Raw genomic sequence first — 20668 nt, 5'->3', positions numbered from 1 at the left:
CTACGGACTCAGACCACGGGACGACCGAGGCTGGACGTCCCGATCCACCACACTCTGGAAGAGCATCCATGCCCAAACGTGAGACCAACGATGCTGACCGGGAGGCGATCACGGCTGCCGCCCGGCGGCTACTCGCTGGTGAGCCCGTCCGCTCCACCGGCGCGCTGAACGTCACCCAGCTCGCCGTCGAAGCTGGCGTCAAGCGATGGGTGCTCACCCACAAGCACCAGGACCTGATGGCCGAATTCCAGCAACGCGCGAAGGAACACGCCAAACTCCCACCGGCCTTTCAAACTCTGGAAACGGAGAACGTCCGCCTTCAAGCGGAACTGCGAAAGACCCGCGAGGAAAAGCGCGAGCTTGAACAACAACTCAAGCTCTATGCAATGGTCATAAACGAGCTGTCCATCCACTGTCAGCAGGGCAAAGCCAGCATCATCCCCTTGAGACGCTGACCGTCCATCCCCTGCGCTCGGGTGCTCATCTGTCGGCCCCCCACTCGGGTCCGCGTCACAAGCCGCAAAGTAACTCTGTGTGATGTCGCTGAACGATTCGGCCTACACCTTCTACCGCTGAGGAACGGCTGCCAGGTTCACCACGCGTACTGCGTCGCCCTGTGTCCAGAAGATGACGCCGCTGCCTGTCGACCACTGCCTGCCCGTCACCTCGAATTTGGCACCCTCGAAGGTCACGGTCGTATCGGTGCGGGCGTCGTAGATTTCTCCGAAGCCCGTGAAGAACCGATCCTGAAACGGGTAGCCGTGCAGCCCCTGGTGAACCCGGTTCCAGCTGCCGTCGCTGCGCTGCACGATGGCATCCTCCCCCCGCGTCCCGGTGCACCACGTTGGCCCACAGCGAAGCCCCTCCACCCCCGGCGCGGGACGGATCTTGAGGGCTCGCCCCATCTGCAGGTTGACCAGCTTCGTCGGGTTCGTACGCACGTCGAGCGGCTCGTCAGTGGCCCACGGCCACTCCACGAGCTGTAGGCCCTTGGACTTGGGCACCCGCTCGGCTGGCCCCCTGTCGATGCGCATCCGCCACACGCCATCCAGCGGTGCCGACCAGACGACGTACTGCCCGGCGAGCGCGATCCGATCGACGTTCTCCCCGGTGATCGGCCCGACCTTCCTCGCCTTCCCGCTGGTTCTCAAGGGGGCGACCCAGGCGTAGCCGTCGGTCAGCCAGAGCACCCGATCGCCGTCGACGGCCGTGTACTGGGGAGCAAGGGAAAGGGCGGCGACCACTCGCGACCGTTGGGCGGCGGCGTCGTAGACCTCGATCGTTCCCCGTTCGGTCCAGACCAGCACCTGCGTGGCGCTGATCGCCGCCAGCGGCCTGAAGCCCTTCGGCATGGTGAACACGGCCTGCGGCCATACCCGCTCAACCGAGTTCGCCTTCGGCCCGGCCGGTTCTACCACAACACGTGGTGCAGGCCAGGCGACCAGCACACCCCATCCCAGAATCGCCGCGCAGACTGCCGCGAGCGTCCCTCTCGCCCTCCTGCGCATCCGGCGACGCCGCTTGGCCATCACGCCGGTCAGCACATCGAGGTTCTCAGCCCGATCGGCGATCGTGCGCAGCGCCTGGGCCAGCTTCTCCTCGGTTGTCATCTCCACCTCCCGGTGAGTGCGTCCGCGCGGACGCGGAGTGTGGCCAGCGCGCGCGAGGCCTGGCTGCGAACGGTCGCCTGCGAAATGCCGAGCCTTGCCGCGATCTCCCCGTCGGCGAGATCCTCGTAGTAGCGCAACACCAGCACCGCGCGCTGTCTGGTCGGCAGGGCCCGCAGACGCTGCCAGATCTCGCCGAGTTCGTGTTCGTCCTCGTGGACCGGCGAGGGAACCTCAGCGGTGAGATGCTCCCTTCGTCGCCGGCGCCACCAGCTCACATGCTGCCGGGCCATGATCGTTCGCACGTAGCCCTCGGGGTCGTCCTTGTTATGCACACGCCGCCACGAGGAGCTCAGCTTGAGCAGCGCCTCCTGGACCAGATCAGCCGCATCATCGGCGCTGCCGGTCAGCACCAGGCCGTAGCGCAGCAGCGCATGGCTTCTGGCACGGACGAACTCCTCGAACTCCACTCTCCAGGGACGCATAGGCCGGCGCCCTCGTTGCAAAAACTTTTCGATCGCGGAAATCCCTGGCCTGCTCGACCAGCCTCAAACAGCTTCGAGTAACGGGGGCCACTCTTCGTGCTCTCGCAGAAATGGTCGATTGTGCGAGGTCGGCGGCACCTTCGTTCGGCGAGACGTTCGCCCAGGTCGCCACTCGCAGAACTCCTCTCAGAGCCGGAACGTTCTGAGAAATGGTTCTGAAACGCTCACGACCTGCGCGAACGCTCTACTTGGCGGCTGGTGACACGGACCCGAGTGGAGGGCCCTGTCCGCTGTCGAGCAACAGTCGCGAAGAGACCAGAGAAGCAGCGGCGGTTACAACGCGGCGCTCATCGCCGAGATCGTGGGCCCGGACGGGCTGGTGGTCACCGTGGACATCGACCCGTTCGTCACCGGGCGAGCGGCCCGGTTCCTCGCTGCGACCGGCTACCCGCACGTGCAGGTCGTGCTGGGCGATGCCGAGCATGCCGCCGCCGAACACGCGCCCGAGGGCGGCTTTGACGCCATCATCGTCACTGTCGGGGTCTGGGACATCCCGTGGGGGCCTTTGCTTGCCCCGGTCGGCCGGATGGTGGTGCCGCTGCGGTTCTCCACGATCAGCCGGTCCTTCACCCTCATCCGGCACGGCGACCATTTCGTCGGCTTGAACCCCACGGTGTGCGGATTCGTCGCGGCGCAGGGAGCCGGGGCGCTCCCGGATCAAGAGGCGATCCTAGCCGACGGTGCGGTGAGGCTGACGCTCGAAGAGGGCCCCGCCCTCGACGTCACCGCGCTCGACCAAGCCCTGACCGGCGCCCGCACCGAGCTGTGGACCGGCGTCACGGCTGGCCGGGGTGAGCCGTTCGACTCGATGCACCTGTGGATCGCGACCACAGATGATCGGTTCGGCATGATCTGGCAGGACCCAGACCGCGACTGCGGCATGGTCAAGGTGGCGACGCGCTGGTATTGCCCCGTGCTCATCACCGCCGACAGTTTCGCCTACCTCACGATCCGCGAACTGCCCCGGGCAGAGGAGACGGCGGAGCACCGATGGGAGTTCGGCGTCTGCGGATACGGGCCCGCCGGCGCCGAACTCGCCCGCCACCTCCATGATCACATTCGGACGTGGGACCGCGACTGGCGAACCCACCCCGCCCCGACGTTCACCCTCTACCCCGCCGATACTCTCCCGCCTGCCCCGGCGGTCGGCCGGATCTTCCGCAAGCGGCACACCCAACTGGTCATGACCTGGCAGTAGCCGCTGAGCAGACGCACTGGGCCTTCTTGAAGTGTGCCTGTGATCTGTAGTTGGCGACTGTGAACGACAGATGGCGGACGTAGGTTGGGTCGGCCTGTGCAACTGTCACCCCCAGCTGGGTGTAGTTCTTCCGTAGTGACTGCATGAGCTGGAGGTTTGTGGTCTGGGGTGGTTGATCGGGTTGCTGATTTCTCCGATGGGAGGCGGTGGGGGCGTTGCTGGAGGAGCCGGCACAGCGGCAGACCGGGCCCTGCAGCGGATTGAGGTCGACTCCGGCACCGGGGGTCTCGGGGACCAGCAGGAGGGTGGGCAGCGGCCCGCCGGGGGAGGCGACCGTGCCGAGGTATAGGGCGTAGCTCACCAGCGGCTCATCAGCCTCGTCGTCAGGCAGGTCGAGCATGACCGGCACGACGCTGGCAGAACTGCGCGTCTGGTTCGAGGTGATGCGCCATGGCAGCACGAAGCCACCGCGGCGACGGCCTCGCCGCGAGGGCACCATCAGGATGAAACCTCCAGGGCGCTGCCCGCCCTGCACCAGTGGGCCGACCAGCACACCTCTACACGGAGCGAGGGGGACCAGTTGGTAAGCCCACGTCAGGATGCGCGGCGAGCACCTCACCGCTGGCCAATGTGCGGGTGCGAACGTGGCCGCGTGGGGCTTAGGCCGACCAGAGCAGGCGATCTGTCGGCGCCGCACTCGGCCCTGGCCGCCCGCGCCCGGCGCTTCGAGGCGCTCGGCCAAAGCGGCCACCAGAGCGGCGCTCCTCCGCGCGGCAACGTCGCCAAGCGGAGCGCGCTTCTTATCTGCCGAGTTCCGTTCCGGATTCCGGGCACTCAGGGACGTCGTTATCCACTGAGCTGGTAGCGGGTCTCAGTGGGTAATGAAGGTCACCCACTGGGTGTGATGAAGATCCGCCGCGCCACTGTCAGCGCCGACCACGGCGAGCAGTGAACAACCGCGCGCACGCGGGTTCGCCCGCCGTCGCCCACGCTCAGCTCGGCGACCCGCCCCGCACCTGACACGGCCGGTCGAGGGGCACCCGAGCGCCCGGTCACGATTGGCCATCGCTGACGGCCAGTACGCCCTGCAGGCCGCGCGGACCGATCAGCCTGGAGGTATGGGGTGGTGGCCAGGTTTTTCCCGTTCGTGCTCGCGGTGCTGGGCGTGGTCCTGGTCGCGGGGCTGACGTAGGTGCTCGGTCCGGGGGCGGCGTGGGTGCTGGAGCACTTCGACGGGATACGCGGCTTGGACGACAAGGACCTGGCGGCGGCCCGGCAGGCCCGGTCGTCGGCGTGGTCGGGGTGGTACAGCTCGGGGTAGGTCCTGCCGCGAGCACTGGGGTCCTCGCCGTTCTCCGCGGTGCTGGGCTCGGGGATCAGGCCCATCGCCTCGCGGTCGCCCGCGCGGCCGGGTCCGTAGACGTCGGCGAACGGGTAGAGGAAGAAGCGACGTTGTGGCCCCAGCGGTCGACGTCGCGCACGGAGCCCAGCACGGTGCGCGACCCCCTTGAATCAGAGACACGCCAGACACAGTGATCTTACTTTGTGTGTTTGAGTCGCTACTTTATGCATGCATCTCGTTGATGAGCGAAACCTGACTCACTCGTCCCGTCGAAAGAGGACCATGCATCCCATCCGCATTTCTGGCTTCCTCGTCATGCTCACCTCGGCATTGGCGATCGCCTGCGCTCCTTTCCCCGCGGCCATGGCCGCCACCTCCCACACCACACTCCACGCTGACCCTCCCGAGGAGGAAACCTGCCCCAACGGGCAGCCGAAACCGTGCGGCGCCCAGGAGGAACGCGGCGGCGTCGACGCCGACCGAGAAGAGACCAAGAAGGACACGGCCAAGGCCAAGGAGGACATCGCCGAGGCCAAAAAGAAGGTGGAGGAATGCCCTCCGACCTCGAAGCAGTGCATGGAAAACCTCATCGGCGACGGTGGCCAGCAGCGCAAGGACCTCGACGACACCCGGCAGGCCCTGGCCAACTTCCGGCCCGCACCCTCAGACAACGCCGCATCCGCCATCGCCGAAACGTGTGACGAGTTCGCCGCGGGCCTGCCCGCCGCACTGCGTAACTCCCCTGACTTCTCCCAGCTGACCGGTGTCTGCGAGCTGATGAACCCATGACCGCCGTGAACTCTCCTCTTCGTTGGACACCGCTGGTTTTCGCCGCCGTCCTGGTCGCGCTCGTTCCGGCGACCGCCTTGGCCACCCCCATGCCCGGCGTGCCCGACGTGCCCGACGTTCCTGTCGCCCGGGCCTTCGACGGCGACAAGCCGCTGCCATCAGTGGACGAGGCGGTCAGGCGGTGCGCGGAAAACCCCGGCGCCTGCCGCTTCCGCATCGACCCGCAGGCCTCCCGCGAGTACTACAGCGCCGTCAAGTCCCTGGGCAACGCGGTCATCAACTGCACCAAGGACCCGATCAGCGTGGCACGCCAGGTCACCTTGCGTACCGGCAGCACCGACAACCTCGGCGGTGAGATAACCGGCAACATCTCGATCGAGGGGCAGGTCAACGCCTCCGGCGAGGCCTCCGCAGGGGTGTCGGGAGAAGGCAGCGGAACCTTCACCACCCCCAACACCCAGCAGGGGCCATACGCCGCGTTCAATGCCAAAGGAGGGGCGAACGGCAGCGGCAAACTGGCGGGCTCGCTCGGCGCCAAGGGCGCCTTCCAGGGCGCCTTCAAGCTCCACTACCAGCGCAGCTGGACCACCGAGAACACCGAGACAACCTCCTACACCACCACCGTCCGCTCAGGCGACGCCCTGGTTTTTGGGGCCAGCTCCGCCATGCAACGGGTCGCGGGAAAGATCACCATCGGCGCCCTGCAGGTGCGCAACGTCACGGTCGACGGCCCCTCGACCGTGAACACCAGCACCTTCGTCGCCGACACCTTCACCGTGCCGGGCGACACCTGCGACCGGTTGCGGCCCGCGAGCAAGACCGCCGTGGAAGACACCGTCAACCGCGGATTCCGCAGGGCTGATCGCTCGACGATCCTTCCCGCGCTGCCGGAAGGCGCGCGGCTGAGGCAACGCACCGTGCTCACCGCCGAGCGTTCCTGACCGCCCCGCCCGAGCACCCCTTTTTTTCGTGGAGATCATCATGACGTCACCGCACACTCCCGCCAGGGCCGCCGTCGCCGGCGCACTACTGCTGGGCCTGGGCCTGGCGGCACAGCCCGCACACGCCACCCAGCCTGCCCCTGCCACAGCATCCGCGCAGACCGCAGGGCCCGATACCAAGCCGGTCGCCGTCATCAACGGCGACTTCGCCCTGCCCGCCTTCACCGGCACCGGCCCGAACTGGGCGGCTGTCCAGGGCTGGTCCGTCGGCTCGACCAACGGATCCGGCACATCCTCCGGCGTCGCCCGCTATGCCGACACCGTCTCGGGCCATCCCGACGGCAAGACGGCCGTCATGCTTCGCCTGCCGAACGCCGCCACCCACTCCTTCAAGCAGCGGCTGCGCGGTGTGCGCGCGGGCGCCCAGGTCACCGTCACCTTCGACGACAGCCCCAGCGTGGCCGCCGTCTGCACCCCAGAGGCCCTCGCCCAAGGCCAGACCTACACCGTCGAGGGCGACGGCGGCCAGGCCAGCACCCAGACCACCGCCCCGGACCCGAACAAGAAACCCAGGACCCTCGGCACCGGTGTTTGGCGCACCGGCCAGACCTACACCTTCACCGCCGGCGAGCACGAGCCACTGCTCACCTTCACCTCCCAAGTGCCCGCCACCGACAACGCCAGAGGCGACTGCGGTCCCCTGATCGCCAATGTGCGGGCGGTCCAGATCCCGCCGCCGGTGGACAAGACCATCCCGAAGACCGCGCTGCCGGCCTCCCAGGCCTTCTACGGCAACGACCGCAGGCCGGTCGCCGACGCCGTCAACCACTGCGCGAGCGCGTCCGGCACCTGCTCCTTCACCCCGCAGGAGGACTACTCCTACACCTACTACGAGCCCGCGAAGACCAACGGCGACACCTACATCAACTGCACCCGCAACGCCCTGACCCGCAACCGGCCCGTCACCGTCGCGGGGCGCTCCTACGGCGACCTGCCCGCCAAGGCCGGGCTACCGGGCAGCGCGGGCGCGGCCAGCTCCATGGCCCAGCAGTTCGCCGCCGGGTCCGGAACGGCTCCCAGCTGGGCCACCTCCATCACCCACAACGTCACCGAGGTCGTCCAGCCCGCCGAGGCCTCATGGGTGGAGACCCAGGCCGGGCGCCGCCGTACCGAGGGCTGGTTCACCACCAGCCCGGCTCCCGCCGACCCCCACACCGAGTGGCGCCTGCACACCGTCCTGGACTACCCCGCCACCGAGCTGTCCGACCGCCTCTACCAGCGCACCGGTCCGATGACCGGCTCCGAGAAGCAGCGCTGCCAGTCCAACCGCCCCACCGCCACCACTCCGGTCGGCGCCGACGCCCCCGCGGGCTTCGACCGCGCTCCCTGAAACGCGGGCCGGAAAGGGGGGCGAGGAGCATCGGACCGGAAACTGGCGCTTGTACGCTCCGTGACGGCCTACCACGGACAACAGCCCGATATCTGTGGTAGCAGTCATGGTGGGCTACGGTCCCGCCCAGCGTCGTCCGCGTGAAGCGACCCCGTTATCTGCGGTAACGAGCCAGCGCACGATCCGGAACGAATGTTCCTCAAGCCCCGTCACCTGGACAGTGGAGTCGGCCAGCCCGTCGCACGCACCGGCCTTCACCGCGGCCGCCGACACCCGCCTGCTCGCCACCGGCACGCCGATGCGCGGCCAAGGGAGCGAGGCGAGCAAGGCGGCCGCGCGGACCACGGCCACGCGGCTGGTCCGCCTCGACGCGGAGTGAGAGTGCCGACAGCGGGCGCGGGTGGCGGTCAGAACTCGTCGTCGAGCTGGCGGCGCAGCTGCTCGCGTTCCTCGTCGGTGATGCCGGTCGGCCATTCCCACCGGGTGACCCGGCGGACTTGGGCAGGTGCGGCAGCAGGGCGAGGATCTGAGCGGCCGCGGCGTCGTTGACGTTCGTGCCGGGCGGCGGCGCATCACGTCCAGCGGGGCGGTCCAGGAGTTGGTCGTCAGCTCCAGGCCGGCCAGGAAAACGCCCACCCGGCGATGATCGGTTTGCCTGCCGAGTGCCGCGTGGGATGGTAGTAGAACCCGCGGCCGGGTGAGCATTCGGCATCGCTGCGCGGCCGGCGGCTGACGTCGACAGCGAACACCGCAGGCCGCTGACGCAACCGACTGGCCGGCAGATCCCGCAGCGCGTCGGTGTTGATTCGTCCCTTGGCGAGCGCGGCATACACACTGCCGTGCCCGCGCCGGTGCCCAGGATCCAGCGACAGGTGCGGCAGCGAGAGCACCGGCCCGGCGGCCAATACGGCATCGGTGAGTTCGAACAGCGCATCTCGGCGGCGGGTGAAGCAGCTCATCAGCTGCTGCCGGAATGCCGCTAAATCGGCTGGCCCGTGGCGGGACAGGTCTGGCGGGAGGAAACTGGAAACGACGGCCACCACGCACCTTTGGGCACTTGGTCGTACTCGGAGCATCGCGCGGTGGTCGTCCCGCGTCGAGCACCATCCGCTACCGGGTTAAAAGCGAAGCTTATACATCGGTGCCATTCCCTTCAGAGAAGTCGTACGCGGAAGCCGATGCGGGTGGGCGTCAGCCGGTCCGATCAGGCGTGGCCGGGACACCGTGCGGGCGGGGCGAGCCGTGCTCCAGCAGCCGACGTAGCTCGGCGGCGGGCTGGACACCGGAGATCGGTGGCCTGCCGTCGATCACCAGCGAGGGGACGCCGGTGACGCCGTGCTCGGCCGCACGACATCGATCGGCCCGCACCTCCTCGGCGTAGTCGTCACCGGCAAGGACGGCGCGCACCTGGTCGGCATCGAGGCAGGCCTCGGCACCCAGGCGCTGCAGAACCCGCGAGTCGGCCACGTTCAGCCCCTCGGTGTGATAGGCGCGAAGCAGGCGCTCCATCATCTGGTCGGCCAGCCCGTGGCCGGCCGCCAGATGGCACAGCCGGTGCGCGTCGAAGGTATTGACCGGCCGTGCCAGATGCAGGTTGAGCTCCAGGCCTTCCGCGGCGCCCAGGGCCTGAATCCGGGCGACGCGGATCGGCGCCTGGTCACCCCACCATCCGGCCATGGCCTCGGCGGCCGTTGTGCCGGGGATCCGGCCTTCCTCCGGGGCGAGCTCGTAACTGCGCCAGATGATCTCCACCCTGGCGCGGTCGGCGATATCGTCCAGTGCCGCCGTCAGTCGTCTCTTGCCGATGTAGCACCACGGACATAGCACATCGGCGTATATCTCTACCTTCATGGACGTCCTTTGATGATCGGTGACTGTTGGGCCACAGGTGTTCGTCTCGCCGCCGCGTCGCCCTTGCCATCGGCCTGGCGCTCAGGCCGGTCAAGGTGCCCGCTGAGCGGGGCTCCGGCTCGATCAGGAGTCGAGGCGCTGCGGCCCGGGATCGACCTCCCAGGCGACGGTGTAGGTGGGAATCCCGCTCATGCGCGCTTCGGCCTTGCCGGACAGACCCTCCAGGGCCTTGCCGATGGCGGCTATCCGGCCTTCGGTGTCCGAGGTCTCCACGAAGTTGCGGTAGTCCGCCTCGCTGGCCCAGTGCACGATGTTGTACACACGGGTGCCGTCGGTGCTCACGTGAAAGCGAGCCGACCGGTATCCGGGATAGAAACGCACCCACCGCTCCTGGATCTCCGCGAAGGCCGCCACGAACTCCCGTTGGGTATCAAAGCCGTCGACGGTGTAGTCGATGATCGAGTAAAAGCCGGTGTCCGTGCTCACCTACATGCTCCTCATGGTCAGATGCCGAACAGTCCCTGGTCGCTCATCCTGCAATCTCAACCGCGGTTGAGGTCAAAGCTCACAGGCAGGCGCGCACACGTCGCCGAACAGGTGGCGGCGAAACCGGGCCGGCAAGATGCGGCAGGGGCGACGTTGGGAGACGGCCTTTAGAGTCAGGGCGTGGAGGATCTCAATCGGATCCTGGTCGGCCGGTACCGGTTGACCGGGCTGCTGGGGCAGGGCGGCATGGGGGTCGTCTGGCGTGCCCACGATGAGCGGCTGGGCCGGGAGGTGGCCGTCAAAGAGCTCCGGCTGCCCGAGCACCTGGACGCCGCCCAGCGGCAGATCTGGATCGCGCGCCTGGATCGGGAGGCACGCGCCGCCGCCCGGCTGAAGCATCCCGGCGTCGTTACCGTCCACGATCGGATCACCGGCGAGGACGGGCGTCCCTGGATCGTCATGGAGCTGGTGCACGGCCGGTCCCTGACCGACCTGCTGCGGGCCGAGGGGCCGCTGCCGCCCGCCCGGGTCGTCCACATCGGATCGCAGATGGTGTCCGCGCTGCGTGCGGCACATCAGGCGGGCATCACCCACCGGGACATCAAGCCCGCCAACGTACTGTTGGAAGGCGATCGCATCGTCCTGACCGACTTCGGGATCGCGGCCGTCGACGGCGAGGCGGCCTTGACCCATTCGGGTGTGCTGATGGGGACACCCGCCTTCATGGCTCCCGAGCAGGTGCGGGGGCTTGCGGCCACCGCCGCCTCCGATCTGTGGTCGTTGGGCGCGACCCTGTACACCGCCGTGGAAGGCCGTCCCCCGTTCGGCGACGCGAGTCCCGGGGAAGTCCTCGTCGCCATCATGACGGAGGACCCCGCCCCGGCCGTGCACGCCGGTCCTCTCGAATCGGTGCTCGGTAGCCTGCTTCGCAAGAATCCGGCCGAGCGACCAACCGCCGATCAGCTCCACACGCTGCTGGCCCGGCTCGCGCCGGAAGGGCAGGCGCCTGTCCGGGAACCGGCTTTTCCCGTCCGCGCCCAACCACCGCCCCCTGGAAAGCGTCCCGCGCCGCGCAGGCGAGCCGCCCTCATCACGCTGACCGTCGCGGCCGTGTCCGTTCTTGCGGTGGCCGCGGCGATGATCGGATATGCGGTGCTCGGGGGAGCGGACGCCACGTACAAGGCCAACTTGCGCACCGCTCGGGACCTGGGAGCGCCCACCGGCTTCACCCAGATCTCCGAAACCGACGCCGGAGACGGGGTGGTGCGAAAAACGTTCACCGCGTGCTCCACCTCATGCCCTATCGACCCGGCGGCCGAGAGCGCACGTCAATGGCTGAGGTCGAAGCCCAGCGTGCGGGAGGTCGGCCCCAAGGACTGCGCCGACGCGGACGGCTGCGTCATCCCGGTCGTCACATACCGCCTGCCCAAGCTCTCCGACGCACGGATGTTCTTCGTCCCGGATGGTCGGCTTCTCTTTGAGATCAAGGTCGGCTGACAGGCTGGGGCAGCCGCATCGCCTGCCGACGTCGAGCCGGGGACGGAAAACGACATGTGACAGCCAGGACGGACTCGGTGTGTTCAGCGGTTGAGGAAGTCGCTGGTGGAGGCGCGGATCGCGGATACGAACGCGGCTATGGCCGGGTGGGTGGCGGCGCCTTGCCGGTAGGCGATGTGGGTCCGTCTGCGGATGGACAGCGGAATGAGGCGGACGCCGGGGGGTGGCTGCGCGGCGGCCAGCTGCGGTACCAGCGAGACGCCTTGCTCGGCCGCGACCAGTGCGAGCACGGCGGCGAAGTCGTCGGCGTGGTGACGCGCCCGGGGCGTGAAGCCCGCGCTGCGGCAGACGTGCAGCGTAACGGTGTGGCAGAGGGTGCCGGGGCTGGCCATGATCCAGGCGGCGTCTCGCACGTCTCGTAGCGGGCCGGTGTCCTCGGCTGCGGGTGCGGTGCCGGGCACGGCGAGGAACACCGTCTCGTCCAGCAGCGGTACCGCGTCCAAAACGGGATCCGGCTCGACCGGCACGACGTCGTAGTCGTGCAGCAGCCCGACGTCGAGTCGCCGCTCGCGCAGGGCGTCCGGCACCGTGACCGGGTCCAGTTCGGTCACGGTCAGCTCTAACTCGGGGTGCCGTCGACCCAGTGCGACCAGCGCCGCCGGGAGGAACGTACGAACCGCGGTCGGGAAGGCGCCGATGCGCAGTGGGCCGGACGGTCCGGTGGCCAGCGCGGCCAGCGCGGCCGTCGTCTGTTCCAGCGCGGTGAGGACCGTCTCGGCGTGCTGTACGAGAATCCGGCCGGCCGTGGTGAAGGTGACCCGCCGGCCGGTGCGTTCCAGCAGTGGTACGCCCGCCTCTCGTTCCAATGCGGACAACTGCTGGGAGACCGCCGAGGGGGTGTAGGTGTGCGCTTGCGCGACGGCGGCGATCGTGCCGAGGCGGGAAAGATCGCACAGCAGGCGTAGGCGGCGCACGTCGAGCATCAGTCCAGCTTACGGTTCTGTTCAGGAATGTGAACTGGACCTTACCGGTTTACCTGCCGGATGCTGAGACCATGACGCTTACCGGTGTGTACGTACCGCTGATCACCCCGTTCGACGCCACCGGTGCCGTGGCCCTCACCGCGCTGGAGGCCCTGGCGCACGAGGTGCTGGACGCCGGTGCGTCAGGCGTCGTGGCGCTGGGCACCACCGCGGAACCGACGTCGTTGACCGCCGCGGAGCAGCGTGGCGTCGTCGATGTGATCGCTCGGGTGTGCCGTGAGCGCTCGGCCCGGCTTGTGGTCGGCGCCGGCACGGTGGAGGCGGTGAAGGCATTGCGTGGGCGCTCAGAGGTGGTCGCCGCACTCAGTGTGGTGCCGCCGTTCCTGCGGCCCGGCGAGGCGGGGATCATCGCGCACTTCGCGGCTCTGGCCGTGGCCAGCCCTGTCCCGCTCGTCGTCTACCACGTCCCGTACCGGACTGGGCAGCACCTGTCCGCCGATGCCGTCCGGCGGCTGGCCGATCTTGCCGGTGTGGCCGGCATCAAGTACGCCGTCGGCGGAATCGACGCCGACGCCATCGAGCTGCTGGCAGACCCGCCGGCCGGCTTCGCGGTGCTGGGCGGCGACGACGCCTTCATCTCGCCTCTGCTGGCCCTTGGCGCACACGGCGGCATTCTGGCCTCGGCGCACTTCGCCACGGCACGATTCGTCGAGCTGGTCGACGCGTGGCACGCCGGCGCCACCTTTCGGGCCAGAACACTCGGTCACCGCCTCGCCGCCATGTCGAGCGCGATGTTCGCCGAGCCCAACCCCACCGTCATCAAGGCGGTCCTGCACGCACAGGGGCGCATCCCGACCGCCGCGGTACGGCTGCCACTCCTGCCGCCCGGTTCCGGCAGCGTGCGGGCGGCGTTACGGCACGTTGACGCCGAGCGCGGGATACTCGCCGACGCACGGGGCTGACAACCGCCAATGGCCAGGCCGCCGTGTCCCTCGTGCACGAGCGGGCCCGCACCGGGGACGGGCACGCCGACACCGTTCACGGGCTGACCGGGCCCGCATACGCACGCCTTCCGTGCCACCGCTTGACGGACACGGACCCACCTGGACCCAGTTGGATCCGGGCCTTGAGCAGCAACCGATCGGCCGGTGGCGTTAGCGAGCCGTTGGGACTCGGGCTATCGCCACCGGCCGTTCTGATGCGACCACTCATGGGCGTAGGTCACAGGCCGTCCGATTGATCCTGACCAGGTGGCCCGGAGCCCTCATAGCCACGGCGAGGGGCAGGGCAGGCGATGATCCGCTTTCTACCTGGCGGTTTCTGGGGCTCCGTGGATGATGTGGTGGATGGTGGAGCGCCCGACGCTGTACTCGACGGCCAGGTCGGCCAGGGAGACCTCGCCCTCGGCGTAGCGGCGGCGGATGGAACGCCGCGCCGGTTCGGGCAGTTTGGGCTGCTTGCCCTTGAGCTTGCCGTTCTTCTTGGCCAGCGCCATGCCCTCGCGGGTGCGCAGGTTCCCGAGGTTGGCCTCGAACTCGGCGACCATGGCGAGGGTCTGCAGGAAGAGCCGGCCGAAGGGGTCGTTCCAGTCGTAGACGGATGCGCCCAGCCCGAAGTGGACGCCCCGGCCGGACAGGTCGGTGAGGAGGTCGTTGGCCTCAGCCATGTTGCGGGCGAACCGGTCGAACTTGGTGACGGTGAAGACCGTGCCGTCCCAGACGGCGGCCAGGGCCTGGTCGAGGCCGGCGCGGTTGCGGCGGGTGGTGCCGGAGAAGCCGCGGTCGATGTAGATGCGGTTCTCGGGGGCGCCGAGCGCGAGGAGCTGCTCGGTCTGGATCACGACGTCTTGTTCATCGGTGCTGCAGTGCGCGTAACCGCCCCTGGTCCCGTTCACGCTCTGAAGCGTTCCGGATAGGGGACCTTCACCGGAACGGTTCGCGGAACACCTATACGGAACACCCTGACCTGGGGGGCTGTTCCGGTTGCGCGGTGTTCCGCCGAGGGATCCCCTTACGGAACAGCTAGTGGCTCGGCTCGGATCCTTGGCCTTTCAATTGCCCCTCACAACGTGGCCGGTCCACTTGGCGTGCCGGCGATCTGGGTGACGAGGAAGTCGAGCCGCTCCGTTTGGCCGTTCGGGGGGATGCGGCCGCTGTCCGACAGGGCGGCCATGCCGTGCAACGCGCTCCAGGTGACTTCGGCGAACAGTTCGCGTCGCAGGTTGTCCGAGCGGAAGCAGCTCACGAACTCGTCGAAAGCAGCGCGCAGTGGGGGCGGCGTCTCGGCGTGCGCGAACTTCACATCGGTCGGCAGGACGAACATGGCCTGGTAGAGGGCGGGCTGCTCGGTCGCGAACTCCAGGTAGGCGCGGCAGACGGCGTGCAGTGCCTGAGGCGGCTCGGGAGTGGCCAGCCGGGCACGGCGCAGGCGGGCGGCGAGTTCAGCGAAGCCTTCGATGGCAACGGCGCGCAGGATGGCGTCCTTGCCGTTGAAGTGGCTGTAGAGCACGGGCTGGCTGTACTCGACGCGCTCAGCCAGCCTTCGCGTTGTCACTGCCTCCCACCCTTCGGCCTCGGCCAGTTCGCGGGCGGCCGTGATGATCAGCTGATGGCGTTGGGCGCGTTCACGTTCGCGGCGTTTGGTGATGGCGGACATGGCAGCATCATAGCAACGCTAGACAAGATGTCTACGATAGGAATATGGTCGCTACCATATCTAGCGCCGCTAGAGAGGGCGCTGCTATCGAGGGGGACATCTCATGCTCAGCACCATCGCCACTGTGCTCGCCGGACTGATCGGCGCGGGCGTCATCGTCATGGGCGCCCGCGCCTTCTGGGCGCCGCAGGCCGCGGTCGGCTTCGGCATCCCCGACACGCCGACCGAGGACCGCAGCTTCCAGGCCTGGTTGTCCGTCAAGGGCGTGCGCGACATAGCCTCAGGACTTTTCATCCTCATCGTGCTGGTCGGCGGGACAACCCAGCTGCTGGGCTGGTTCATGCTGGCCGCCGGCTTCATACCCATCGGCGACGCGCTGATCGTGCTGCGCAGCAACGGGCCCAAGGCGGCCGCCTACGGCATCCACGGCGCCACCGCCGTGGTGATGCTGGCGATCGGCGCGCTCCTGCTCATCGCGTAAACCACGTGGTCCGGCGGCCGGAGCCCTTCGACACGTCCCGCCATCGCCGCACCAGCGATCCAGCAGCCGGTCGACGTCGGACCGGAACAGCGCGGTCAGGCCGCGCCGGTCCTCGGCTCGGCGAGAACCTGCTGAAGCAGCAGCGTGTCGACGTGCACCAGCGCGGACCGCCGCAGGCGCAGGGCCAGCATCGAGGTTTCGGCGTGATCCTTGCCCGGGGCCGGTCAGGGCGCCGTCCTTCCCGTAGTGCAGCACGGTGTTCCTTCGCATTTTTGAGAACTCGAAAAAGGGAGACGAGGATGACGATCAACGATCTGCGCGGTGTCCTCAAGGGGCGCGTGCTCCTGGCCGATGACGACGGCTTCGAACAGGCGGCCACCGCGTGGAATCTGACCGTCAGGCAGCCGGTGGCGGCCGTGGTGGAGGCCGCGGATGCCGATGACGTGGCGGCGCTCGTGCGTTATGCGCGGCGGGCGGGTATGACGGTGACCGCGCAGCCGAGCGGGCATGGCGCCTCGGGTGATGTGGAAGGCCTGATCCTGTTGCGTACCGGCCTGCTGAACGAGGTGGAGGTACGCGCGCAGGAGCGCGTGGTCCGGGTGGGCGCGGGCGTGAAGTGGGGGCAGGTGCTGGCGGCGGCCGGTCCGCTGGGTCTGACCGGCCTGGCCGGCAGCGCGCCGGGGGTCAGCGTGACCGGCTACACCCTGGGCGGTGGGGTCGGCTGGTTCGGCCGCAAGTACGGCTTCGCCTCCGACAGCGTGCGGGCTATCGACATCGTGGACGCCGATGGCGAGCCGGGCCGGGTGACCGCCGAGTCCGATCCCGAGCTGTTCTGGGCGCTGCGCGGCGGTGGCGGGGACTTCGCGGTGGTGACCGCCCTCGAACTCGAGCTGTATCCCGCGCCAGTCCTGTACGGCGGGCGCGTGATCTGGCCGGAGCACCGGACCAGGGAGGTGTACGACGCGTTCCTGGAGATCACCGCCGAGGCGCCGCGTGAACTCAGTGTCTGGATCAACCGGCTCCAGCCACCCGGCGCGCCGCCGATGGTGACGCTGGATCTGGCCTACCTGGGTGAGGCGGCTCAGGGGGAGGACCTGCTGGCGCGCATCGACAAGATCGAGGGCGCGATCTCCGACAGCCGCGGCGTCGTCCCGGTTGCCAACCTGGGTGACATCACCGCCGAGCCCACCGATCCGGTCCCATCCATCGCTCGTGCGGAGCTGCTCACCGGCCTGGACGCGGACGCGGTGGAGCTCCTGCTGGCCAAGCCGGTCGAACCGCTCATCAACCTGCAGATCAGGCACCTGGGCGGGGCGCTCGCCGAGCCGGGCGGCGGGGCCGGTGCGAGCGGCGCGGTGGCTGAGCCGTACCTGCTCGGCCTGCTGGGTCTCGGCCTGCCGCACGCGGCCGATGCGACGCGCGCCAAGCAGGCCGAGGTTGTGGCCGACCTGGAGGCCTACATCAGCGGGCGCAAGCCGTACACCGTGCTGTCCCCCGGTGACACGGCGGCGAAGTCCTTCTCCGGCAGCGCACTCGCGCGGCTGCGGGAGATCAAGCGGGCCCGTGACCCGCACAACGTGTTCCGCGCGAACTACCCGGTGCTCGGATAGATCGGTTCCCAGCAGGTCACGGCCCCTCCGCCCACCGGGGCGGCGGAGCCGCACCGAACCCGGGTGACAGATGTCGCCGCGAGCACTGTGAAGGGCACACCCTGTCTGGAGACATCGCCTGGTCAGAGGAACCAGACCGGGTGATCGAAGCCCGCCCGCCAGGGTGACGGTCTCATTCACCAACACCAGCGCGGCCCGCAGCTCCGCCCGCGACACGACCGCCTCGATCGCCTCCCAGACCTCCGCGACCCGCGGCTCCTCCTCCGGGCCGCCCCAGGAGTCGGAGTCGAACAACGCCTCCACTGCCACGGCCAGGCGGGCCGAGGCCCTGGCCGGTTTCGGGTGCTTGCGAACCTTCTCCTTGTCCGCAGCCGTCTGCGCCTTGTTCAGCAGCTCGGTCGTCATCAGCAGATCCAGCAGTCCCAGGGGGTCATCGACCGACTTGGCCTCCAGGAACGCGACCGTGGCCAGCAGCGTCGCCAACCGGCGACCGTCGCGGTGGCGGCGGATCTGCGAGGCATCCGCGCTCATCCCGTACTTGGCCGGCTCTGCCAACCTGCGCGGCGGCACCAAGCGGTCGGCAGACGATTGACCTACGAGCAGCAGGCAGAGCAGTCGTTTCAGCTGACCTGTTCGGGCATCCGTCGGTGATCAAGATGGCAGGCCATCGTAAGTGGGAGAGCGGCTACCCGCTCTGGATACGACCCCATCTTGTTGATCTTGTCGGTTAATCGATCGTGGAAGGCACCAACGAGGGCCTGGCCGCCGCCCACACTCGCGGACAGCGCCTCGGCCGGCCCTCGGCGATGACACCCGAGCAGATCCGCCGCGCCCGCGACCTACTCACCCGTCCCGACAACACCGCTACCCGATGCGTCGCGGTCAGGGGCTCCTGTGGCGGTCCGGCGGGCCGGGCGTGGGGCGCCAACGCGGTCGAAGGCGACATCGATCGGGACGACGCCGCCCAGCAGCGCGGCGCGTACCGCGCTTTCCTGGGTGTTGACCTGCCGGGCCAGCCGCACCCGCGCCGGCTGCTGCCGCTGGTCGGGCCTCAGCCGTTGAGCGTGCCCATGAACTCTGGTGCGTAGCGGTCGCCGGTGACCACGCCGTGCGGGGCGACCGCCTCGATCGCGGCGAGGTCCTCGGCGGAGAGGGTCACCTCGGTCGCAGCGATGTTCTCCTCCAGGTAGCGGCGCCGCTTGGTGCCCGGGATGGCGACCGCGCCCTGGTGCTGGACCCAGGCGAGGGCCAGCTGGGAGGGCGTGACGTCCTTGGCGGAGGCGATGCGGCGCACCTCGCGGACGACGTCGAGGTTGCGGTCGAAGTTCTCGCTCTGGAAGCGGGGGTCCGTCCGGCGCCAGTCGTCCTCGGCGAAGTCGTCAGGGCTGGTGATGGCGCCAGAGAGGAAGCCGCGCCCCAGCGGGGAGTAGGCGACCAGTCCGATCTGCAGTTCCCGTAGGGTGTCGAGCACGCCGTTGTGTTCGATGTCGCGCTCGAAGAGCGAGTACTCGGTCTGGACAGCGGTGAGCGGGTGCACGGCGTGGGCACGCCGGATCGTCTGGGCGGACGCCTCGCACACGCCGATGTGGCGTACCTTGCCCTCGGCAACCAGCTCGGCCAGCGCGCCGACGGTCTCCTCGATCGGCACCTTGGGGTCGATGCGGTGCAGGTAGTACAGGTCGACGTGGTCGGTGCCCAAGTGCCGCAGCGAACGTTCGAGTGCCCGGCGCACGTACTCGGGCCGGCCGTTCAGGTCGAGTAGCCGGCCGTCGTCGGTGATCTCCACGCCGGTCTTGGTAGCAAGGACGGCGGCATCCCGGCGCCCTGCCAGCGCCTGGCCAAGAAGTTGCTCGTTGGCGAAGGGGCCGTAGCTCTCGGCGGTGTCCAGCAGGGTGATGCCCAGCTCCAGGGCGCGGTCGATGGTGGCCAGCGACTCGGTCTCGTCGGTGGCGCCGTAGAAGACGCTCATGCCCATGCAGCCGAGACCCTGCACGCTGACGGTCAGCCCCTGGCGGCCCAGTGCGCGGTGTTCCATGGAGGTTCCTCCGATAAATATCTAACTAGATAGATACATACGATAGGGCGACTGCCTGCGGGTGTCAATAACTAGATAGTTACTTGCTACGGTGGCGGACATGCCACGAAACTCCAGCGCCACCAAGGCCAGGCTGCTCGACGCCGCCTTCGCTGAATTCGCCGCCTACGGCATCGCAGGCGCCCGAGTGGACCGGATCGCCGAGGCGGCAGGTGCGAACAAGCGGCTGATCTACGTCTACTTCGGCAACAAGGAGCAGCTGTTCGACGAGGTGCTGCACCGGGCGATGACAGAGGGCGCCGAGTCGGTCCCGTTCGACGTCGAGGACCTGCCCGGATACGCCGGCGCGATCTTCGACCACCTCGTCGCCCGGCCGGACCTGATGCGCCTGCGACTGTGGAGGCTACTGGAACGCCCCTCCGCCACCGGACTCGAACCGGACACCTTCCGGCGCAAAGTCGCGGAAGTGGCCGACGCGCAGCAGCGTGGCGATCTCGCCCCGGAGATACAGCCGGACGATCTCCTGACCATGGTCCTCGCCATGGCCCAGGCGTGGTTCTGGGCCGCCGAGGACGTCGATCCCGGACAGGTCGGCCAGTCCTGGTCGCCAGAGCGACTGGCCCTGCACCGCTCAGCAGTTGTCGAGGCCGCCCGCCGGATCAGTCAGAAAACCGCTGACGCTCAGGGCTCGTAGCTCTCTATCACCGAGGTGGGGGTCGGATGCGCGTCGGCGACCGACCCTGTCACGTCGGCGTGGCGGGTTCCGGGTCAATTCGCCGGCAACTGGGCGTAGAACCGCGCGGGGTCTGCCGCGAGCGAAGCCTTCACGTAGCGGCTCGCGTCATCGACCAGCACCTCGATCGCACCGGACTCCACACCATCGAGGCCGGCTCGGGCGACCTCCGCCGGGTCGATCTTCGGAACGTCGTAACCGGCCATCATGTCGGTGTCGGCGGCTCCAAGATGCACACCCTGCACCAGGGTCTTCTGGCCGGCGAGCTCGATGCGCAGGGCGTTGGTCATGTTCCACTCGGCGGCCTTGGCCACGGCATAGGCGCTCGATCCGCCGGAGGCGAACCACGACAGCACCGACAGGATATTCACGATCGCTCCCCCGCCGTTCGACGCGAGAACCGGCGCGAACGCGCGGATCACGCCGAGGGTTCCGAACACGTGCGTGTCGAGCTCGAGCCGGATCGTGTCGAGGTCGCCGGTCAGGAGGTTCGCACGAGTCGCGACGCCGGCATTGTTGACGAGC

25 protein-coding genes are annotated in these 20668 nt (G+C 68.7%); 14 read left to right on the top strand and 11 right to left on the bottom strand.

Annotated features, from left to right (window positions below; all coding sequences use genetic code 11):
- Positions 1–68: 68 nt before the first annotated feature.
- The gene (locus tag ABT061_RS43335) at positions 69–455 is read left to right on the top strand and encodes a hypothetical protein (RefSeq protein WP_350929343.1); all 387 of its coding nucleotides are present in this window, start codon (positions 69–71) and stop codon (positions 453–455) included.
- Positions 456–566: 111 nt separating this feature from the next.
- Here the strand turns inward: ABT061_RS43335 and ABT061_RS43330 are convergent, their stop codons facing one another.
- Both ABT061_RS43330 and ABT061_RS43325 read right to left on the bottom strand, forming a co-directional pair.
- A complete protein-coding gene (locus ABT061_RS43330; RefSeq protein WP_350929341.1) occupies positions 567–1610 on the bottom strand; it encodes a hypothetical protein in 1044 nt (347 codons plus the stop codon).
- Positions 1607–2092, bottom strand: coding sequence for a SigE family RNA polymerase sigma factor (locus ABT061_RS43325; RefSeq protein WP_350929339.1), 486 nt, complete (start codon positions 2090–2092; stop codon positions 1607–1609). Before ABT061_RS43325 ends, ABT061_RS43330 begins: the two co-directional genes overlap by 4 nt.
- A 283-nt stretch (positions 2093–2375) precedes the next feature.
- On the opposite strand from ABT061_RS43325, the gene ABT061_RS43320 reads away from it, so the two are divergent.
- On the top strand, positions 2376–3350 hold the full coding sequence (locus ABT061_RS43320; protein ID WP_350929416.1) for a class I SAM-dependent methyltransferase: 975 nt from the start codon (positions 2376–2378) through the stop codon (positions 3348–3350).
- On the opposite strand, the gene ABT061_RS43315 is transcribed toward ABT061_RS43320, so the two are convergent.
- Complete coding sequence (locus ABT061_RS43315) at positions 3334–3903, bottom strand: hypothetical protein (protein WP_350929336.1); 570 nt, start codon at positions 3901–3903, stop codon at positions 3334–3336. The two genes, ABT061_RS43320 and ABT061_RS43315, sit on opposite strands and share 17 nt — an antisense overlap.
- 639 nt (positions 3904–4542) lie before the next feature.
- On the opposite strand from ABT061_RS43315, the gene ABT061_RS43310 reads away from it, so the two are divergent.
- The 5 genes from ABT061_RS43310 to ABT061_RS43290 all read left to right on the top strand — a co-directional run bounded on the left by ABT061_RS43310 (position 4543) and on the right by ABT061_RS43290 (position 8191).
- Positions 4543–4671 (top strand): hypothetical protein, encoded by a 129-nt coding sequence (locus ABT061_RS43310; protein ID WP_350929334.1) that lies wholly within the window; start codon positions 4543–4545, stop codon positions 4669–4671.
- A gap of 303 nt (positions 4672–4974) precedes the next feature.
- Positions 4975–5481, top strand: coding sequence for a hypothetical protein (locus ABT061_RS43305; RefSeq protein ID WP_350929332.1), 507 nt, complete (start codon positions 4975–4977; stop codon positions 5479–5481).
- Positions 5482–5486: 5 nt separating this feature from the next.
- Complete coding sequence (locus ABT061_RS43300) at positions 5487–6422, top strand: hypothetical protein (RefSeq protein ID WP_350929330.1); 936 nt, start codon at positions 5487–5489, stop codon at positions 6420–6422.
- 40 nt (positions 6423–6462) lie between these two features.
- Positions 6463–7812 carry a hypothetical protein gene (locus ABT061_RS43295; RefSeq protein WP_350929328.1) on the top strand — a complete coding sequence of 450 codons (1350 nt, stop codon included), beginning with the start codon at positions 6463–6465 and terminating at the stop codon, positions 7810–7812.
- Between the two features lie 220 nt (positions 7813–8032).
- On the top strand, positions 8033–8191 hold the full coding sequence (locus tag ABT061_RS43290; protein ID WP_350929326.1) for a hypothetical protein: 159 nt from the start codon (positions 8033–8035) through the stop codon (positions 8189–8191).
- Between the two features lie 226 nt (positions 8192–8417).
- Here ABT061_RS43290 and ABT061_RS43285 read toward each other — a convergent pair whose 3' ends face one another.
- The 3 genes from ABT061_RS43285 to ABT061_RS43275 form a co-directional block, all read right to left on the bottom strand.
- Positions 8418–8852, bottom strand: a complete 435-nt coding sequence (locus ABT061_RS43285) for a transposase (RefSeq protein WP_350929324.1) — start codon at positions 8850–8852, stop codon at positions 8418–8420.
- Positions 8853–9003: 151 nt separating this feature from the next.
- The gene (locus ABT061_RS43280) at positions 9004–9663 is read right to left on the bottom strand and encodes a DsbA family oxidoreductase (protein ID WP_350929322.1); all 660 of its coding nucleotides are present in this window, start codon (positions 9661–9663) and stop codon (positions 9004–9006) included.
- Between the two features lie 123 nt (positions 9664–9786).
- Complete coding sequence (locus ABT061_RS43275) at positions 9787–10149, bottom strand: antibiotic biosynthesis monooxygenase family protein (protein ID WP_350929319.1); 363 nt, start codon at positions 10147–10149, stop codon at positions 9787–9789.
- A gap of 180 nt (positions 10150–10329) precedes the next feature.
- On the opposite strand from ABT061_RS43275, the gene ABT061_RS43270 reads away from it, so the two are divergent.
- Positions 10330–11646 carry a serine/threonine-protein kinase gene (locus tag ABT061_RS43270; RefSeq protein WP_350929317.1) on the top strand — a complete coding sequence of 439 codons (1317 nt, stop codon included), beginning with the start codon at positions 10330–10332 and terminating at the stop codon, positions 11644–11646.
- 83 nt (positions 11647–11729) lie between these two features.
- Here the strand turns inward: ABT061_RS43270 and ABT061_RS43265 are convergent, their stop codons facing one another.
- Positions 11730–12629 (bottom strand): LysR family transcriptional regulator, encoded by a 900-nt coding sequence (locus tag ABT061_RS43265; protein WP_350929315.1) that lies wholly within the window; start codon positions 12627–12629, stop codon positions 11730–11732.
- 71 nt (positions 12630–12700) lie between these two features.
- On the opposite strand from ABT061_RS43265, the gene ABT061_RS43260 reads away from it, so the two are divergent.
- Entirely contained in the window at positions 12701–13591 is an 891-nt protein-coding gene (locus ABT061_RS43260; protein WP_350929313.1) for a dihydrodipicolinate synthase family protein, read from the top strand.
- A gap of 344 nt (positions 13592–13935) precedes the next feature.
- Here the strand turns inward: ABT061_RS43260 and ABT061_RS43255 are convergent, their stop codons facing one another.
- Together ABT061_RS43255 and ABT061_RS43250 are read right to left on the bottom strand one after the other, a co-directional pair.
- Positions 13936–14523: a recombinase family protein gene (locus tag ABT061_RS43255; protein ID WP_350929311.1), complete on the bottom strand. Its 588-nt coding sequence runs from the start codon at positions 14521–14523 to the stop codon at positions 13936–13938.
- Positions 14524–14690: 167 nt separating this feature from the next.
- Positions 14691–15284 (bottom strand): TetR/AcrR family transcriptional regulator, encoded by a 594-nt coding sequence (locus tag ABT061_RS43250; protein ID WP_350929309.1) that lies wholly within the window; start codon positions 15282–15284, stop codon positions 14691–14693.
- Between the two features lie 103 nt (positions 15285–15387).
- Here ABT061_RS43250 and ABT061_RS43245 point away from each other — a divergent pair, with 103 nt between their 5' ends.
- From ABT061_RS43245 to ABT061_RS43230, 4 genes are all read left to right on the top strand, one after another.
- Positions 15388–15765, top strand: a complete 378-nt coding sequence (locus ABT061_RS43245; RefSeq protein WP_350929307.1) for a DUF4267 domain-containing protein — start codon at positions 15388–15390, stop codon at positions 15763–15765.
- Positions 15766–16064: 299 nt separating this feature from the next.
- Positions 16065–17375: an FAD-binding oxidoreductase gene (locus ABT061_RS43240; protein WP_350929305.1), complete on the top strand. Its 1311-nt coding sequence runs from the start codon at positions 16065–16067 to the stop codon at positions 17373–17375.
- Positions 17376–17538: 163 nt separating this feature from the next.
- The gene (locus ABT061_RS43235) at positions 17539–17967 is read left to right on the top strand and encodes a hypothetical protein (RefSeq protein WP_350929303.1); all 429 of its coding nucleotides are present in this window, start codon (positions 17539–17541) and stop codon (positions 17965–17967) included.
- 145 nt (positions 17968–18112) lie between these two features.
- Complete coding sequence (locus ABT061_RS43230; protein ID WP_350929300.1) at positions 18113–18463, top strand: hypothetical protein; 351 nt, start codon at positions 18113–18115, stop codon at positions 18461–18463.
- Here ABT061_RS43230 and ABT061_RS43225 read toward each other — a convergent pair.
- On the bottom strand, positions 18427–19410 hold the full coding sequence (locus ABT061_RS43225; protein ID WP_350929298.1) for an aldo/keto reductase: 984 nt from the start codon (positions 19408–19410) through the stop codon (positions 18427–18429). The two genes, ABT061_RS43230 and ABT061_RS43225, sit on opposite strands and share 37 nt — an antisense overlap.
- 100 nt (positions 19411–19510) lie before the next feature.
- Here ABT061_RS43225 and ABT061_RS43220 point away from each other — a divergent pair, with 100 nt between their 5' ends.
- Complete coding sequence (locus tag ABT061_RS43220; protein WP_350929296.1) at positions 19511–20104, top strand: TetR/AcrR family transcriptional regulator; 594 nt, start codon at positions 19511–19513, stop codon at positions 20102–20104.
- A gap of 74 nt (positions 20105–20178) precedes the next feature.
- Here the strand turns inward: ABT061_RS43220 and ABT061_RS43215 are convergent.
- The coding region (locus ABT061_RS43215; protein WP_350929294.1) for an SDR family NAD(P)-dependent oxidoreductase at positions 20179–20668 on the bottom strand (490 nt) is incomplete at its 5' end.

The sequence above is a fragment of the Streptosporangium sp. NPDC002544 genome (assembly GCF_040295965.1).
In the GTDB taxonomy this organism is placed as follows: domain Bacteria; phylum Actinomycetota; class Actinomycetes; order Streptosporangiales; family Streptosporangiaceae; genus Streptosporangium.
The sequence above is the reverse complement of the archived record's forward strand: the minus strand, read 5'-3'. Positions and strand labels throughout refer to the sequence as shown.

Bases quoted from the DNA above. Each gene is read 5' to 3' on its own strand.
- ABT061_RS43305 (WP_350929332.1), top strand. From the start codon at position 4,975: ATGCATCCCATCCGCATTTCTGGCTTCCTCGTCATGCTCACCTCGGCA.
- ABT061_RS43335 (WP_350929343.1), top strand. From the start codon at position 69: ATGCCCAAACGTGAGACCAACGATGCTGACCGGGAGGCGATCACGGCT.
- ABT061_RS43250 (WP_350929309.1), bottom strand. From the start codon at position 15,284: ATGTCCGCCATCACCAAACGCCGCGAACGTGAACGCGCCCAACGCCAT.
- ABT061_RS43265 (WP_350929315.1), bottom strand. From the start codon at position 12,629: ATGCTCGACGTGCGCCGCCTACGCCTGCTGTGCGATCTTTCCCGCCTC.
- ABT061_RS43295 (WP_350929328.1), top strand. From the start codon at position 6,463: ATGACGTCACCGCACACTCCCGCCAGGGCCGCCGTCGCCGGCGCACTA.
- ABT061_RS43245 (WP_350929307.1), top strand. From the start codon at position 15,388: ATGCTCAGCACCATCGCCACTGTGCTCGCCGGACTGATCGGCGCGGGC.
- ABT061_RS43280 (WP_350929322.1), bottom strand. From the start codon at position 9,663: ATGAAGGTAGAGATATACGCCGATGTGCTATGTCCGTGGTGCTACATC.
- ABT061_RS43330 (WP_350929341.1), bottom strand. From the start codon at position 1,610: ATGACAACCGAGGAGAAGCTGGCCCAGGCGCTGCGCACGATCGCCGAT.
- ABT061_RS43220 (WP_350929296.1), top strand. From the start codon at position 19,511: ATGCCACGAAACTCCAGCGCCACCAAGGCCAGGCTGCTCGACGCCGCC.
- ABT061_RS43225 (WP_350929298.1), bottom strand. From the start codon at position 19,410: ATGGAACACCGCGCACTGGGCCGCCAGGGGCTGACCGTCAGCGTGCAG.
- ABT061_RS43240 (WP_350929305.1), top strand. From the start codon at position 16,065: ATGACGATCAACGATCTGCGCGGTGTCCTCAAGGGGCGCGTGCTCCTG.
- ABT061_RS43260 (WP_350929313.1), top strand. From the start codon at position 12,701: ATGACGCTTACCGGTGTGTACGTACCGCTGATCACCCCGTTCGACGCC.
- ABT061_RS43325 (WP_350929339.1), bottom strand. From the start codon at position 2,092: ATGCGTCCCTGGAGAGTGGAGTTCGAGGAGTTCGTCCGTGCCAGAAGC.